Genomic DNA, 15,835 nt, shown 5'->3' with positions numbered 1-15,835 from the left:
CGGTCGTGTCCCCTCTCGAGCGGGCGCCGCCCGTCGTTCGCTTGCGCAGCCCGTGGCCAACGGCATCCCGGCGTGCGACAGGCCACGGGAGCGGTTGGCGGCGGTGCGCGGGTTCTGGCCCAATGGTGCATCCCAAGGCAAGCGCGCGACGTGCGCGGTGAGGATGGATCAGGATGCCCAGCGCCGGCGCGCGGGACGGAACGGGCCGGCGCGCGCGCCTCGGCGCCCTGACGGAGGCACCATACGCCCTCCTCGTCCTCACCATGGTGCTGTGGTCCGGCAACTTCGTCTCGGCGCGGGCCATCGCTGGGGAGATCTCGCCCATCGTCCTCGCGCAGGTGCGATGGGCCCTCGCCTTCCTGATCCTGCTGTCGATCACCTACCCCCACTTGCGCCGGGACTGGCCGGCGCTGAGGGCGAAGGCACGCACCGTCGTCCTCCTCGGCGTGCTCGGGATCGGCATCTACAACACGCTGGTCTACGTCGGCCTCCAGACCACCCAGGTGGTGAACGCCACGCTGCTCGCCGCGATCTTCCCCATCACGATCGCCGCGGCGGGCTACGTCGTGTACCGCGACCGACTGACCCTGCCCCAGGCCCTCGGCATCGTGGCGGCGTCGCTCGGCGCCCTTGTGGTGCTCTCCAAGGGTCAGATCGCCGTGCTGGCATCGTTCAGCTTCAACCAGGGCGACCTCGTCATCATCGCAGGCCAGTGGGTGTGGGCGTTCTACACCGTGCTCCTGCGCGACGCCCCGCGCGTGCATCCCATGTCGCTCCTCGTCGCGACGATCCTGGTCGGGCAGGTCGCGCTCGCCCCGTTCACCCTCTTCGAGATCGCGCGCGGCGCGCCGATATCGTTCGATGCTCGGGTGCTCGCGGCGCTCGCCTACGTGACGATCTTCGCCGCGGTGATCGCCTACCTGTGCTACAACCGCGCCATCGCGCTGATCGGCTCGAACCGGGCGAGCCCGTTCTTCCACCTCATTCCCGTGTTCGGCTCGGTGGCCGGCGTCGCGTTCCTCGGCGAGACCGTCGGGTTGCACCACGCCGCCGGCTGGGCGCTCATCCTCTCAGGCATCGCCATCGCGCAGCTCAGGCGGTGAGCTCGCGCATCCACGAGAGGCCGTCCTCGACCGTGCCGGCCGGGTTGTACTCGCAGCCGAACGGCCCGTCGTAGCCCGCCTCGCGGAAGGCAGGCAGCAGGAAGCGGTAATCGAGCTCGCCGCGGTCGGGCTCCTGCCGGGTCAGCCCTCCGGCGATCTGCACGTGACCGATGGCGCCGACGTGGGTGCGGAAGCGCGCCAGGACGTCGCCGCCCGCGCGCTGCACGTGGAAGCAGTCGAACATGATCTTGGCGTTCGGCCGCGCGACGCGAGAGAGGACGTCGGCCGCCTGCTCCACGGTGGTGAGGAAGCTGCCCGGCATCGCCTGGGGGCACAGCGGCTCGATCAGCATGACGAGGTCGGTCGCAGCGTCCGCCGCCTCCGTCAGTCGCGCCACGAGCCGGTCGGTGCCTCCGGCGTCGTCCGTGATGCCGGAGAGGACGTGCACGGCGCCCGCGCCCACCGCACGCGCCGTCTCGATGGCCTCGGCGATGTCGGCGCGCGCTGCCTCGTCGCGGCCGGGCAGCGCCGCGCCGGCGTCCTCACCCATCCGCGCGTTGAGGCCGACCACCGTCATCCCCCCGAGGGCGTCGCGCACCGCGGCGGCATCCTCGCGCTGGGCATCGTCGTGGAACTCCACCGCCTGGAAGCCGGCGGCCCGCGCGGCGGCGATGCGCTCCAGGAACGGCCGGTCCTTCCAGAGGAAGCCGAGGTTGGCGGAGAACGTGATGGGCGCGGTCATGGGCCCATCACCCGCATCGCCTTGGCGAAGAAGTCCGGCGCGCCGAAGTTGCCGGACTTCAGCGCGAGGGCGAGGTCGCCGGAGCGCAGTGCCGGCACGCCGGGGTCGATCTTCGGCCCGATCTCGAGCGCCTCGAGGCCGAGCGCGGTGACGACGGCGCCGGAGGTCTCGCCCCCCGCGACGATCAGGCGCTGAGCGCCGCGCGCGACCAGCGCCTGCGCCGTCGCCCCGAACAGGTCTTCGAGGGCGGCAGCCAGGGCCTCCGCACCGTGCCGCGCCTGCGCCGCGGCGACGGCGTCCGGGTCCTCCGAGGAGGTGATGAGGGGCAGCCCATCCGCCGCCATCGCCCAGTCGGCGAGCTCGTCGGCCGCCTCCTCGCCCCCCATGAGGCGATCGGGATCGATGCGGCGCTGCGGGCCTGCCTCGGCGTGCAGGCGCACCTGCCCCCGCGTCGCCTTCGAGCAGGAGCCCGACAGCGCCACCGCCTTGCCGGGCAGCCCCGACCACGCGCCCGCGCTCTCGCCGATCAGCCCGGCGCGGCGGTAGAGCGCGGGCAGTCCGAGGGCGACGCCCGAGCCTCCAACGATGAGGTCGAACCCCTCGGCAGCGTCCGCGATCACCGTGAGGTCGTCGTCGTCGATGGCGTCGACCACGGCGAGCTGGCGGCCAGCATCGCGCTCGGCGATCAGCGCCTCACGGCACGCTGCGGCGCCTTGTCGGACCGTCGCAAGGCGCACATGGCCGACCTCGCCGCGGCTCTGGCGGTCGAGCCAACGGCGGATGTCGGGGTCGGTCATTGGGTTGATGGGATGGTTCTGCAGGCCGGACTCCGACAGGAGCGCATCGTCCACGAAGAGGTGACCCATGTAGAGCGTGCGCCCCGTCGCCGGGAACACCGGGCAGACGACGACGGGGTCCCTCGTCCCGAGCGCGTCGATCAGCGCCTCGGCGACGGGGCCGATGTTGCCGCGCGGAGTGGAGTCGAACGTCGAGCAGATCTTGAACAGGACCTGCTGGCACCCCGCTGCGCGCAGCCACTCGAGTGCGGCGAGGGACTGGCGCACCGCCTCTTCGGGGGCGATGGAGCGCGACTTCAGCGCGACGACACCGGCCTCCACCTCGCCGTCCGCCGGACCCGAGGGGACGCCGACGTACTGCACGGTTCGCATCCCGCCGTCCGCGAGCATGAGCCCGAGGTCGGACGAGCCGGTGAAGTCGTCGCCGATGGCGCCGAGGATCACGCCGCGTCCCCCGGCAGGGCGAGGCCCGACTGGCGCGCGTAGACCTTCGCCACCGCTGCGTCCATCTCGCGCGCGTGGCCCGAGCCCGACGCGGCCAGGAACATCTGCAGCGCCACCGCCGACATGGGCGCCCCGAAGCGGGCCTCCCGCGCGATGTCCGACACGAGGCCCATGTCCTTGACGAAGATCTCCACCGCCGACAGCGGCGTCCAGTCGCCCTCGACGATGTGCCGTCCGCGGTTCTGCAGCATCCAGGAGTTGCCGGCGCACTCGCCGATCACGTCGACGATCTGTCCCGGGTCGAGGCCCTGGCGCATGCCGAAGGTGATCGCCTCGGCCGCCGCGACGATGTGCACGCCAGCGAGGAGCTGGTTGACGGCCTTCATGGCTGAGCCCCGGCCGGCCTCCTCGCCCAGCCGGTAGACGGTCTGCGCCATCGCCTCGAGCACCGGCTCGGCGCGGCGGAAGGCTTCCGGAGTGCCGGACGCCAGGATCGAGAGCGCCCCCTCCGCGGCTCGCTTGGTCCCTCCGGACACCGGCGCGTCGAGGTAGCGGTCCGCGCCGACCCGCGCGGCGGTCCGCTCGGCGAAGGAGGGCGGCACGGTCACCGTGTTGACCACCACCGCGCCCTCGGCGAGGGCGCCAGCGAGGCCCCCCGGACCGAACCGTCCGTCCCCGAAGAGGATCCCCTCAACCTGCTCGGCATTGACCACCGACAGCACCGCCGCCGCGACGCCGGTGACCGAACCGGGGTCGGCAGGCACACCGGAGCTGCCGGCGAACTCCTGCTCGCGCGCCTCGTCGGCGTCGAAGCCGCATACCCTGAAGCCCGAGCGGACGAGCACCTTCGCCATGCCGAGCCCCATCGCGCCGAGCCCGACGAAGGCGATCCTGTCGTTGTCCATCCACGGTCCTCCCTCGCGCAGTCTAGGGGGTCACGCAGCCGACCTCCAGCCGGAGCAAGGGGGCTGCGCGCTCGGGACGAGCGCCCATCTTGCCATCTCCGGTGATTTGAGGCTGACAGCTGGGACACGAGGACCAGTTTAGTGCACATGGTCCGCGGCCAGCAGGAGAGCTCCATGAACGTGTTGCGCCAACCGCTGTTCATCGTCGTGTCGGTGATCGCGCTGCTCGCGATCGCGGCGGCGATCACGTCCGCCGTCCAAGGCTCGCGCGAGCGTGACGAGCTTACCGTGTTGCTCAACGAGGGATCGCAGGAGCGCGACCGCCTCACCACGCTCCTCCAGGAGCTGACCGGTAGCCAGCAGTCGCTGGAGGAGGAGCTGACCGCTCTCAGCACCGCGTCCGGCTCGTTGCTGGAGGTGGAGACCGCCGCTGGGGACGCCGAGCGCCGCCGCGAGGAGGCCGAGGCGGCCGCGCAGGAGGCCGAGGCTCGGCGGCAGGAGGCCGAGGCCGCGTTGCAGGCCGCCGGGACGCGCAGCCAGCAGGAGACGCAGGCCGCGCGCGACGAGCTCGCCAACCTTACCGAGGAGCGCAACCTCGCGGAGGAGCGGCTGGCGGCCCTGCGCGGCGAGCTCGCCACCGTCGAGGACGCCGCCGCCGAGGCTGAATCACGGCTCGAGCAGGTGCAGGCCAACGTCGGCCAGCTCGAGGCGAACCGGGAGGAGCTGACGAGCACCGTCGGCACGCTGGAGCAGCAGGGTGACGCGCTCACCCAGAGCCTCCTCGAGGCGGAGGAGCGTCTCCAGGGCCGTCGCATGGAGGTAGAGGACGTTCGCGAGACCCTCGGCGCGGTCCGTTCCGAGCTCGAGGAGCTCACCAGCACGCGCGAGCAGCTCGAGGTGGAGATCACCACGCTGACCGACCAGAACGAGGCGCTGCTGCGCGAGATCGAGGACTCGCGCGAGGCCCTCGGCGGTGCACAGGCGGAGATTGCCGCCGCGGAGGCGCGCCAGTCGACGCTGGAGACCGAGGTCAATCGGCTCGCCGACCAGCGGCAGACGCTGAACACCGAGGTCGCTGCCCTCGAGCAGGAGAACCAGCGCCTGAGGAATGCTGCAGGAGAGGCGGCCCAGCGTCAGTCCACGCTGCAGCGGGAGAACCAGCGCTTGGAGGCTGCCGCCGCGGAGGCATCGGAGCGCCAGGCGACGCTGCAGGAGGAGGTGCGCGGCCTCCAGGATCGCCGCGACGCGCTGCAGGGGGAGATCGAAACGCTGACGGCGCGCAACGAGGAGCTCGAACGCACCGCGCAGCAAGCGGAGCAGCGCCAGTCGCGGCTGGAGCAGGAGGTGGCGCAGCTCACCGAGCAGCGCCGCACCCGTGAGGAGGACACCGCGAGGCTCGAGGAGAGGAACGCCGAGCTGGAGGATCGCCTGGAGGGACGGCCGATCTCCGCGGAAGACGCGCAGGCCGACCTCGCCGCCGTTCGTGCTGAGGTCGCCGAGCTTGGCGAGCGGCGCCAGGCGCTGGCGCGCACCGTGGCCAACCTCGAGACGCGCAACAGCGCGCTCACCGCCGCGGTCGGCCGGATCGAGGAGAGCCGTGACGCGCTGATCGCGTCCATCGACGTCCTGCGCAACGAGCTGACCGCCGATGGGGACGGCGGCGAGCCGGAGGAGGCGTCGCAGGGCGCCGAGGCCTCGGCAGCTGCCGGTCGCGAGGCCGCGGCTGCGCAGGCCGCTGAGGACGCACAGGACAACGTCACCTTGGTTCGGCCCTCCGCGGACGAGGCGGCAGCCGAGGATGAGACGAACGTGACCATGGTGCGCCCCTCCGCGGCGGCGGACCGTGGTGAGCCGTCGCCCGAGCTTTCCGGGTCGTTCTCCAGCGAGCGGCTGCGCGCCACCTTCCGGGACGGCCGGTTCGGCCTCGCCGTCGACGGGGGGGACGAGGTCACCGGCGACTTCACCTTCCGGGACGGGCTCCTGCGGATGAGCGGCGTCGAGGGCGGTGCCGCCGCGGCGTTCCCGATGACGTGCCGGGCGACGCTCGAAGGCGGCACGCTCGAGCTGCGCCGCTACCAGGGTTCGTGCGTCGCGCTGAACGGAGTGACTCTCGAGCAGGACGAGGGCGAAACTGCAGCCGCCGATGCGGCCTCGACCCCCGTCGCCGCGTCCGCCGACGCGCCAGCTGCCGAGGAGGTGTCGGCCAGCGAGGTCGCATCCGCGCCGGTCGAGGCTCCGCATGCTGCCTCTCCGGAGCTGAGCGGAGCGTTCGCCAACGACGCGCTGCGCGCCGCCTTCGCGGCCGGCCGCTTCGGCCTCGCCATCGAGGGCAGCGGCGAGCTCGTCGGCAACTACTCCTTCCGGGACGGCCTCCTGCGCATGACCGACGTGCGTGGTGAGGACGCGGACGCGTTTCCGCTGACGTGCCGGGCGTCGCTGGAGGACGGCTCGCTCACGCTGCGAAGCTACCAGGGGTCCTGCATCGCGCTGAACGGCGTAACGCTCGAGCGCCAGTGATGGCACCGGGACGCCGGCCACGCGCCGGCGTCCCGCCGCGTCGTGCGGGCTGGCGAGCCCGAGGTGGTCCGCCGGCGGACGAGACTGGGCCATGCCCCAATGACCGGAAGCCAACGAGACCCGACCCATCTGCCTGAAGTGGGTGGGCAGGCGAGATCGTGGCCGAACGAGCGGAACCGACGGATGCGCAGCGGCCGGTGGTTCAGCGCCGCGATGGGACGCTCGCGCGGCGGGCTTGGCCTGGGCTGCGGCCCCAACCAACCCTCTACGGGCCTCGTCGCATCATGCCGCGTCAGCGGCGCGTGTTGGGGAAGCGTTGCGGCAAATGAGCTTGCGGCGAGCGATCGCCCGTGGGCCGCGATCGAGCCGCACTTGCCGACGAACCCGCCGGGTGCGCGGTGCGTGGACGACCGGTTCGTGATCTCAGGGATCATTCATGTGCTGAGGAGCGGCTGCCGCTGGAAAGACCTGCCGGCCGGCCCACGCTGATCATAAGCTGCGTCGAACCGTGATCGAACGTGGACCCTTGCCGGTCATCCCAAGCCATCCGACCTGCAAACTTATCACCCTCTCGACGAGACGCCGTGCAGGCGGGGCCGCAGCATCGAGCGCACGATCGGCCATCGGGAGGACTGGCGGCGCGGCGCGACCCGGTACGATCGTCCCAGCGCCAACTACGCCCCCGCCGTCGCCTCGCCATGCTGATCATGTGGTGGTGCTGATGGGGTCCGCAGCCCAGGGCATCCTGGGTCGCCTAAGACCCGGGTCAGATGCTCCAGCGCGTTGATCCAGTACGGTCTTCTTGGAGTTGGCAGTTCCAACGAACCCTAAGGAGACCGCTTGAGGACCGCAAAGCGCCCGGCGCGCAAGGCAAGGGTTTCGCCATGTTGGTGGCGGGTGTCGGACGGCCCTCACGCGCCGACGGGCGTCGGACTTCGGCAACGTGATGCAGGACGCCGCGTCCCGTTCGCGACGCTGCGGAAACGACGACGGCCTTGCCCGCCAGCCGGTTCCCCTCGCGTCGGCGGGTCGAGACGTCAGTTGTTGACGCGAACCTCGACCTCCTCATCGCCTTCGACCTCGATCTCCTCGTCGTCGGCGGCGGCGTCCTCGGCCGCATCGGCGGTCTCGGCCGCGACCTCTCCGGTCTCCTCGACGGCCTCCCCGGTCGCCTCCGCGGTCTCGCCGACCGCCGTGCCGACGGCCTCGCCCGTCTCCTCGAGGACACCCTCGTCCTCCTCGACCTCGACGGTCTGCGCGAACGCGGCGGCGGACGTCATCAGTCCGACCGCAGCGGTGGCTGCGATAAGTTGTCTACGCATGACGTATTCCCTTTCGAGTGATGCTAGGGCAAAGCCGCGCGACGGCGCATGTTCCACGGATCGTGAGCGTTCAACCGCTGCCCCGGTCGCCATCGGGGCGACCGGCTGGTGCTTGCGAGCGAGCCTTCGCCCGGATATATCGGCGCGATCTCACACGCGAGCGATCCTCCGGTGCCTGGTTGCGACTAGGCCCCGCTCGCGGCGGCACAACCGGACAGGACAACCATGGCCCTTCCCGACTTCACGATGCGTCAGCTACTCGAAGCTGGCGTCCACTTCGGCCACCAGACGCACCGCTGGAACCCGAAGATGGCGGACTACATCTTCGGTGCCCGCAACAACATCCACATCCTCGACCTCGCCCAGACGGTGCCGCTGCTGCACCAGGCGCTGAAGGCGGTGTCGGACACCGTCGCCAAGGGCGGACGGCTCCTGATCGTCGGCACCAAGCGGCAGGCACAAGAGGCGGTGGCGACGTCGGCGGCGGAGTGCGCGCAGTACTACGTCAACGCGCGCTGGCTCGGCGGCATGCTGACCAACTGGAAGACGATCTCGCACTCCATCCGTCGGCTCAACGGGCTCGAGGAGATGATGGATGGCGAGGCACAGGGCCTCACCAAGAAGGAGCGGCTCAACCTCGACCGCGAGCGCGCGAAGCTCGAGCGCAACCTCGGCGGCATCAAGTCGATGGGCGGCACCCCCGACATCGTGTTCGTCATCGACACCAACCGCGAGGCCATCGCCATCCAGGAGGCGCGGCGGCTGAACATCCCCATCGTCGCCATCCTCGACACCAACTGCGACCCCGACGGGATCACCCACCCGATCCCCGGCAACGACGATGCAGCGCGCGCCATCACGCTGTACTGCGACCTCGTCGCCCGCGCGGCGCTCGATGGGCTGCTGCGCTCGCAGGGCGAGACCGGCTACGACGTCGGCGCCTCGGAGGACGGGCCCTACGAGCCCGCCCTCGCCGAGGAGGCCGCCGATCCCATCGCCGGCGAGGAGGCGCCCGCGGAGGGCGCCTCGGTGGAGGACCTGATGCAGCCCGCACCCGGCGACGTCGAGGGTGAGCAGGCTGCTGCCGGCCAGCCGGAGAACCAGCCCGCCTAGGCGCGCGACGCGGCACCTGCTGCGGGCGCGCCTCGGCCGCCCGCAAGCATCGGTGACCGCGCCCGCAACAAGCGTCCGCCCGGTCACCCGACCAAAGGAGCGGACCCATGACGACGGATGAGACCGCCCCGACGCGGGCCCGGCCGGCCCCATCCCTGTCGGCGGCGTCGCAGCGACCGCGATCCATCCGGGCATGCGCTCGGCGGACATCGGCTGCTCGGTGGCGATCTCCGTCGTCGCTGACCTTGATTCCGCGCACCTCCTCGACGCCGGCCGCAAGGTGACGTACTCCGGCGGCGGCGCGCGGTAGGACGCAGCGCGGCCTTCGAACGCGGTGATGGCGGCGTTCCAGATGAACCCGTTCCTCAACTCCTTCATCGAGCCGTCGGCGCACATTGTCTCCCCTCGCGGGGGACGTCCTCGCCGGAGAGACGCGGGGGCCCGACGTGCGCTTCGACCGCAGCGCGCCGGACCTTTCGGAGCTGCCGTCCGCCTCCAGGCGGCCGCAGGCCATCGAGGCGCAGATTGCGGCGTTCGGGCTTGCCAGGATCGTCGACCACGTGGACCCGTACGGCTCCATCATGGCTGGCGACTGGAACAAGCCCTTTAGCGAGGCGCGTGCCGCCAAGCGCCGCGCCTCCAAATGAACCCGGTCCGGCGCGCGCGCCGGAACACCACTCAGTTCGCGGCGACCTCGGTGCGCTCGTAGGTGCCGACGACCTCGCCAACGGACAGGACGTGCCCCTCCATCGCGTCGACCACCTCCTGACGCGAGGCGCCGTGCGGCAGGTCGAGCATGGTGTCGAGGGCGAACACCATGATGTGGTAGGCGTGCGCGGGGTCCCCGATCGGTGGGCGCATCCCGTAGTAGCCCGTCGAGCCGCGGTCGTTGGCGCCCTGCAGCATCCCCTCAGGCTCGGCGACCTTCGGCGTGCCGGGCACGCCCTCGACAAGCTCCGTCACGTCGGCCGGGATGTTGTAGGCGACCCAGTGGACGAACGGCGCGTCGTTCGCGACGTCGGGATCCTCCATCAGCACGACGTAGCTCGCCGTGCCGTCCGGCCCCGCGCCCCAGTCGAGCGGCGGCGAGATGTTGTCACCCTCCGCGGCGTGGGTGTCCGGGATGGGCGCGCCGTCCTCGAACGCCGTCGAGGTCACCTCGATGGGTCCGCCGCTCGGCGTCACGATGTCCTTGGCGAGTTCGCCGACCTTCGCCGCGGGCTTCTCCGGCGGGTCAGCCATCGTCATGCGCACCGAGGCGCCAGCCTCGTTGGTCGGCCGGAGCGACGCGGTGCCGGGCTCGCCGTCGCCGGCGTAGGCGATGCGGTAGATCACCCCGTTGGTGTCGTCGGACAGGTACAGCGCGCCGTCCGGACCCTCGGCGAGGCCCGCGATGCGGCCCATCTGGCCCCAGCCGGTTGGGCTCGCCTCGTCCTCCATCAGGAAGCCGGTGATGAACGGCTCAAAGCCCACCGGCCGACCGTCCTCGAAGTCGATGCGCAGCACCTCGTAGCCGGAGGGCGGCTTGCGGTTCCACGACCCGCGCATCGCGATGTAGGCGTCGCCACGGTACTCCTCGGGAAACGCATCGCCCGTGTAGAAGGTGAGCTGCATCGGTGCCGAGTGCGGCACGTACAGGCCGACCGGCTCGGCGCTCTCAGCCGCCCACTCCTCCATGGTGATGCCGTTGGGCGGGGCGTCCTGCGGGTTGAACTTGCCGTCGCCGTAGATGTAGGGCCAGCCGTACTTGGCGCCCGCGACGATGTGGTTCAGCTCCTCGTGCTGCTCGTTGTCACCGAGCCAGTCGATGCCATGGTCCATCCCCCACAGCTCGCCGGTCGAGGGCTCGAAGGCATAGCCGATGGTGTTGCGCAGGCCGGACGCGAAGATGGTGCGCGAGGACCCGTCCGGCTCGGCGCGCACCATCGTGGCATTCTCAGGGTCGGTCTCGCCGCACGCGTTGCAGGTGGAGCCGACGGAGATGTAGAGCTTGCCGTCCGGCCCCATCACGACCGTGCGGTTGGGGTGCTGGCCGCCCGCCGGCAGGTCGTCGATGATGCGCGTCAGGGGCTCCAGGGAGCCGTCCGCGCGGCGCTTGGTGCGGTACACCTCCGCCACCGTGGTCAGGTAGACGTCCGTCCCGTCGACGTCGATGCCGTGCATCATGGGACGGGAGGCGACCACCTGCCGCTCGTCCGCGCGGCCGTCTCCGTCCGTGTCGCGCAGCATGAGGACGTCGCCGACGCTGCGCCGTGTGACGTAGAGCGTGCCGTCGTCGGCGACCGCGATCATGCGCGGGTTGACAAGGTCCTGGGCGAACACCTCGACCTCGAAGCCGGCGGGCTTGGACAGCCGGTCGATGCGCTCGCGGGTCGGCTCCAGCTGCACCGGCTCCAGCACGTGCCCGACGACGGTGACGTTCGCGGACCGCGGATCGTCGAGCTGCTCGTGGGTCGGGGGCAGCTTCGCGGGGAGGTCGGCCGCCTGCTGAGCCGCGGCGGTCGCGCATAGCGAGACGCTGCCGAGCAGGATTGCTGCGGTTCTTAGCATCAAGGCATCCCCCTTGTTGGATTGGCGGCGGTCGAACCGCTCCTTGGCAGAACGACGGACCAGCAGTGCGGTTCGTCACTCGGTCGCGCGGCCCACGGCCGCACGGGGCTGAACGGGGCTGACAGGAACACCTGGGGGAACCGCGCGTTGCGAGGATCGATCCAATCGAAACGGAGCCTTCTTCGAAACGGAGCCTTCTATGGCGATGACTGCAACGGTCGACCGCGAGAGGCCGGCGTTCGACGTCTTCGTGACCGGCCTCAAAAACACCCACGGGCTCGAGAAGCAGGGCCTGTCGATCCTCGACAACCAGATCGAGCGCCTTGAGCGTTACCCGGAGCTGCACGCTGCGCTGCGTCGTCACCGGGACGAGACGCAGGCGCAGGCCGAGCGGCTCGAGGCGCTGATGTCGCAGTATGGCGAGAGCGCGTCCTCCTTCAAGGAAGGGGTGATGGGGCTCGTGGGGCAGATCCCGACCCTGACCCACGCCGCTGCGGAGGACGAGGTCCTGAAGAACCTGTTCGCCGGCTACGGCTTCGAGAACTACGAGGTCGCATCCTACGATTCGCTTCTCGTGATGGCTGAGGCCGCGGGACACTCCGACACCTCGCCATTGCAAACCTCGCTGCGTGAGGAGGAGGAGATGGTCCGCACGCTGCGCCCGATGGTCTCGGACGTGACGCGCAAGTATGTCTCCCTCGAAACGGCGGGTGCCAACGCCTCGCGCTAGGCCACCCTCCGGCTCGATCGGACCGGTGCGGGCGGCGGCGCGGCCGTCCGCGCCGGTCCAGCGCGTCGGGAGGGCTGTCTCCCAGACCCCATGCGACCTGATTTGCGCTGCCGCCTCGCGATGCCCACATCCTGACACGATGTTTGGTGGAGTTCGCGGTGCTGCCGTTCGACCTTGGCGTCAACCTTTACCTGATCGCCGTCGCGGTCCTCGTCTTCGTGGTGATCGTCGCCGCGGTGAAGACGGTGCCGCAGGGGATGCACTACACCGTCGAGCGGTTCGGGCGGTACACCCGGACGCTGCGACCGGGGCTGAACATCCTGACCCCCTTCGTCGAGCGCATCGGCGGGAAGATCAGCATGCGCGAGCAGGTGCTCGACGTGCCGAGCCAGGAGGTCATCACCCGCGACAACGCGACCGTGACCGCGAACGGTGTGACGTTCTTCCAGGTGCTCGACGCGGCGCGCGCCGCCTACGAGGTGACGGACCTCGAGGTCGGCATCCTCAACCTCACCATGACGAACATCCGCTCCGTCATGGGGTCCATGGACCTCGACGAGCTGTTGTCCAACCGCGACGAGATCAACTCGCGGGTCCTGCGGGTGGTCGACGCCGCGGTGGATCCGTGGGGGGTGAAGATCACCCGCATCGAGATCAAGGACATCAACCCTCCACCCGACCTCACCGCGGCGATGGCGCGGCAGATGAAGGCGGAGCGTGAGAAGCGCGCGCTGGTGCTTGAGGCCGACGGCGCACGGCTCGCCGCGATCGCCCGGGCCGAGGGCGAGAAGCAGTCCCTCATCCTCGCCGCTGAGGGGCGTCGCGAGGCCGCCTACCGCGATGCCGAGGCGCGCGAGCGCAGCGCCGAGGCGGAGGCGACCGCCACCCGTTCGGTGTCGCGCGCCATCGAGGACGGGTCGGTGCAGGCGATCAACTACTTCGTGGCGGACCGCTACGTCGGTGCCCTGCGCGACCTCGCTGCGGCGCCCAACCAGCGCACGCTGATCCTGCCCATCGATGCTGTGGCGACGCTGGGCTCGCTCGCCGGCATCGCCGAGATCGCGCGCGAGGCGTTCGGTGGCGACCCTCCTACGTCCCGGCCGCAGACGGACCCGTCGCCTCGTGAGCTCGGGCGCGCCGTGGCGCGGGCGAGCGGCAACGCGCCTCCGGCGCCCGTACCCCTGCGCGGCAGCGCCGAGCCGCCCGCTGTCGGCGAGGGTGCGGCGACGGATGAAGCGGCCGACGTCGCGGTGGACGCCCCACCCGCACCGTCGCGCGAGGAGCGCGCGCGCCGCCTGAGCGCGGCGACTGACGTGCTCGCCGAGCGGTTGCGCGCCGAGGCGGGAGAGGGCCGATGATGCTCGTCCTTGCCGTCCTGCGCGACCTTGGTCCGTACGCCTGGTTCATCGTCGGCGCGTTGTTCTTCATCGCCGAGGTCGTGCTGCCCGGCGTCAACCTCATCTGGTTCGGCCTCGCGGCCTCGCTGACCGGCACCGTCGGGCTCGCCGGGCCGGCGCTGCTCGGCGAGGCGGTCGGGTGGGAGATGCAGATGGTCTCCTTCATCGCGTTCGCCGCCGTCGCCGTCCTCGCGGCGCGCCTCGTGGTGGGCCGGCGCCCCGACGACGGTGCCGACCGCGTGAACCGCAGCCCGACGGCCTACATCGGCCGGGAGGTCATCCTCGCCGAGCCCATCGTCGGCGGCACCGGCCGCGTCACGTGGGGCGACAGCCTGTGGCGCGTGGCGGGGCCGGACCTGCCGGCCGGCACGCGGGTGCGCGTCGTCGGCGTCGAGGCGGCGACGCTCGCGGTCGAGCCTGTCGCGGTGTCCGCGGAGGCGACGAACGCTGTCGCCGGCTGACGCGGTCGCTGGCAATTGGGGGTCCGCGCCAACCAGGCGCCATTTGCGGAGCGGTCGGGGACGTCCTCCCCCGACGGGTTGTTGTCCGACGCCTTCGAGGGCTTCTCAGGCGCAGGGCGCTGTGCAGGATGTGCATATGCTCGCCCATCGCTTCGGCCCGCTCCTCGACGCCGTCTGGCTCGAGCGCCGGCAACGCTTCCTCCTCGACGTCGCCCTCGCCGACGGCACCCGGCTCACCGCGCACTGCCCCAACACTGGGGCGATGACCGGGCTGACGCGGCCCGACGCGCGCGTCCTGTTGTCCCGCGCGGCGAACCCGAAGCGGCGGCTTGCCTACACCCTCGAGGCGGTGGAGGCAGACGGCGTCTGGGTCGGCGCCAACACGCAGAACCCCAACCGCGTGGCGCTGGCCCTCGCGCGCGCCGGCCATGCGCCGCTCCCCGCCTCGATCGCCGTGCGCCCCGAGGTGCGTTACGGGACGGCCGAGCGCGTCGACCTCCTGCTCACCGGGCCCGACGGACGGCGCACGTTCGTCGAGGTCAAGAACGTCCACCTCGTTGAGCGCGCCGGCGAGGCCTCGTTCCCGGACTGCGTGACGCTGCGCGGCGCCAAGCACCTCGCTGCGCTCGCCCACGTCGTCGCCGAGGGCGAGCGTGCGATGATGCTGTTTCTCATCCAGCGCCACGACTGCGAGGTGTTCCGCCTCGCCCGCCACATCGACCCCGCCTACGCCGCGGCCTTCGACGCAGCGGCGGCGGCGGGCGTCGCGATGGTGGCGCTGCGCTGCCGCGTCGATCGCGAGGGCATCACCGCCGAGCGCACCATCCCGGTCCTCGACCTTGCGACCGGGCGAGCAGAAGCCGCCGCCTTGCCAACGGCAGCGCTAGGGCCGACATAGCGCGTCGGACGCAACGAGGCGCACATGGTGGAGTTCATCGACGCGGACGTCGCGCCCGCGCGCAACACCGGGCAGGTGCGGCTCTACGGGGCGGACGCGTTCAGCGGCATGCACGCGGCGGGGGGGCTCACCGCGCGCTGCCTCGACGCGCTCGAGGAGATCATCGCGCCCGGCGTGACCACCCAGGCCATCGACGACTTCGTGCTAGACTTCGCCACGTCGCACGGCGCGATCCCCGCGACGCTGTACTACCGCGGCTATCGCAAGGCGTCGTGCACCTCGATCAACCACGTGGTGTGCCATGGCATCCCCTCCAACAAGGCGCTGAAGGAGGGGGACGTCGTCAACGTCGACGTCACGCTGATCCTCGACGGCTGGCACGGGGACTCCTCGCGCATGTACCGGGTCGGCGACGTGCGCCGCGCCGCCGACCGGCTGCTTCAGGTGACGCTGCACGCCTTGGAGCTCGGCGTGGCGCAGGTGAGGCCAGGGAACACCACAGGGGACATCGGCTACGCGATCCAGACTTACGTGGAGGGCGAACGCTGCTCGGTGGTCCGGGAGTTCTGCGGCCACGGCGTCGGCCGCCTGTTCCACGACATGCCGAACATCCTGCACTACGGCCGCCCTGGCGACGGAGTGCGGTTGCAGCCCGGCATGATCTTCACCATCGAGCCGATGGTGAACCTCGGCCGGCCGCACGTGAAGGTGCTGTCCGACGGCTGGACCGCGGTGACACGCGACCGCTCGCTGTCGGCTCAGTACGAGCACACCGTCGGGGTGACGCCGGACGGCTGCGAGGTGTTCACCCCCTCCCCACGGATGGTCTCCAACCTATAGTCCAACCGCTTGCTCA

At 71.1% G+C, this 15,835-nt stretch carries 14 protein-coding genes and 1 pseudogene; 10 read left to right on the top strand and 5 right to left on the bottom strand.

Going from position 1 to position 15,835, the window contains the following annotated elements; translation table 11 throughout:
• Positions 1-173 precede the first annotated feature (173 nt).
• Positions 174-1,103, top strand: coding sequence for a DMT family transporter (locus ACOOE8_RS10205; protein ID WP_420391371.1), 930 nt, complete (start codon positions 174-176; stop codon positions 1,101-1,103).
• Here ACOOE8_RS10205 and ACOOE8_RS10200 read toward each other — a convergent pair.
• Genes ACOOE8_RS10200 through ltnD form a run of 3 tightly spaced genes read right to left on the bottom strand, consistent with a single transcriptional unit; the run spans position 1,093 to position 3,991 of the window.
• Positions 1,093-1,845 carry a hydroxypyruvate isomerase family protein gene (locus ACOOE8_RS10200; RefSeq protein WP_420391370.1) on the bottom strand — a complete coding sequence of 251 codons (753 nt, stop codon included), beginning with the start codon at positions 1,843-1,845 and terminating at the stop codon, positions 1,093-1,095. The two genes, ACOOE8_RS10205 and ACOOE8_RS10200, sit on opposite strands and share 11 nt — an antisense overlap.
• Positions 1,842-3,086 carry a 3-oxo-tetronate kinase gene (otnK, locus tag ACOOE8_RS10195; RefSeq protein ID WP_420391369.1) on the bottom strand — a complete coding sequence of 415 codons (1,245 nt, stop codon included), beginning with the start codon at positions 3,084-3,086 and terminating at the stop codon, positions 1,842-1,844. The genes ACOOE8_RS10200 and otnK overlap by 4 nt, the downstream gene beginning before the upstream one ends.
• Positions 3,083-3,991, bottom strand: coding sequence for an L-threonate dehydrogenase (gene ltnD / locus ACOOE8_RS10190; RefSeq protein WP_420391368.1), 909 nt, complete (start codon positions 3,989-3,991; stop codon positions 3,083-3,085). The genes otnK and ltnD overlap by 4 nt, the downstream gene beginning before the upstream one ends.
• A 174-nt stretch (positions 3,992-4,165) precedes the next feature.
• On the opposite strand from ltnD, the gene ACOOE8_RS10185 reads away from it, so the two are divergent.
• Both ACOOE8_RS10185 and ACOOE8_RS10180 read left to right on the top strand, forming a co-directional pair.
• Positions 4,166-6,508: a hypothetical protein gene (locus ACOOE8_RS10185; RefSeq protein ID WP_420391367.1), complete on the top strand. Its 2,343-nt coding sequence runs from the start codon at positions 4,166-4,168 to the stop codon at positions 6,506-6,508.
• A gap of 360 nt (positions 6,509-6,868) precedes the next feature.
• Positions 6,869-6,985: pseudogene (locus ACOOE8_RS10180) on the top strand (transposase); the annotation flags it as partial.
• Positions 6,986-7,545: 560 nt separating this feature from the next.
• On the opposite strand, the gene ACOOE8_RS10175 reads toward ACOOE8_RS10180, so the two are convergent.
• Positions 7,546-7,830, bottom strand: a complete 285-nt coding sequence (locus ACOOE8_RS10175; RefSeq protein ID WP_420391366.1) for a hypothetical protein — start codon at positions 7,828-7,830, stop codon at positions 7,546-7,548.
• A gap of 225 nt (positions 7,831-8,055) precedes the next feature.
• On the opposite strand from ACOOE8_RS10175, the gene rpsB reads away from it, so the two are divergent.
• Both rpsB and ACOOE8_RS10165 read left to right on the top strand, forming a co-directional pair.
• Positions 8,056-8,943 carry a 30S ribosomal protein S2 gene (gene rpsB / locus ACOOE8_RS10170; protein WP_420391365.1) on the top strand — a complete coding sequence of 296 codons (888 nt, stop codon included), beginning with the start codon at positions 8,056-8,058 and terminating at the stop codon, positions 8,941-8,943.
• Between the two features lie 446 nt (positions 8,944-9,389).
• Positions 9,390-9,590, top strand: a complete 201-nt coding sequence (locus tag ACOOE8_RS10165; RefSeq protein WP_420391364.1) for a hypothetical protein — start codon at positions 9,390-9,392, stop codon at positions 9,588-9,590.
• 31 nt (positions 9,591-9,621) lie between these two features.
• On the opposite strand, the gene ACOOE8_RS10160 is transcribed toward ACOOE8_RS10165, so the two are convergent.
• Positions 9,622-11,493, bottom strand: coding sequence for a YbhB/YbcL family Raf kinase inhibitor-like protein (locus ACOOE8_RS10160; protein WP_420391363.1), 1,872 nt, complete (start codon positions 11,491-11,493; stop codon positions 9,622-9,624).
• 199 nt (positions 11,494-11,692) lie between these two features.
• On the opposite strand from ACOOE8_RS10160, the gene ACOOE8_RS10155 reads away from it, so the two are divergent.
• From ACOOE8_RS10155 to map, 5 genes are all read left to right on the top strand, one after another.
• Entirely contained in the window at positions 11,693-12,223 is a 531-nt protein-coding gene (locus ACOOE8_RS10155; protein WP_420391362.1) for a ferritin-like domain-containing protein, read from the top strand.
• A gap of 146 nt (positions 12,224-12,369) precedes the next feature.
• Positions 12,370-13,581 carry an SPFH domain-containing protein gene (locus tag ACOOE8_RS10150; protein ID WP_420391361.1) on the top strand — a complete coding sequence of 404 codons (1,212 nt, stop codon included), beginning with the start codon at positions 12,370-12,372 and terminating at the stop codon, positions 13,579-13,581.
• Complete coding sequence (locus ACOOE8_RS10145; RefSeq protein WP_420391360.1) at positions 13,578-14,081, top strand: NfeD family protein; 504 nt, start codon at positions 13,578-13,580, stop codon at positions 14,079-14,081. Before ACOOE8_RS10150 ends, ACOOE8_RS10145 begins: the two co-directional genes overlap by 4 nt.
• 136 nt (positions 14,082-14,217) lie before the next feature.
• The gene (gene sfsA / locus ACOOE8_RS10140) at positions 14,218-14,979 is read left to right on the top strand and encodes a DNA/RNA nuclease SfsA (protein ID WP_420391359.1); all 762 of its coding nucleotides are present in this window, start codon (positions 14,218-14,220) and stop codon (positions 14,977-14,979) included.
• A gap of 24 nt (positions 14,980-15,003) precedes the next feature.
• The gene (gene map, locus ACOOE8_RS10135; RefSeq protein ID WP_420391358.1) at positions 15,004-15,819 is read left to right on the top strand and encodes a type I methionyl aminopeptidase; all 816 of its coding nucleotides are present in this window, start codon (positions 15,004-15,006) and stop codon (positions 15,817-15,819) included.
• Positions 15,820-15,835: the final 16 nt, after the last annotated feature.

The sequence above is a fragment of the Acuticoccus sp. genome (assembly GCF_965213555.1).
Lineage (GTDB): Bacteria > Pseudomonadota > Alphaproteobacteria > Rhizobiales > Amorphaceae > Acuticoccus.
Note: the sequence above shows the minus strand (reverse complement) of the source record. Positions and strands in the feature narration are given on the sequence as shown.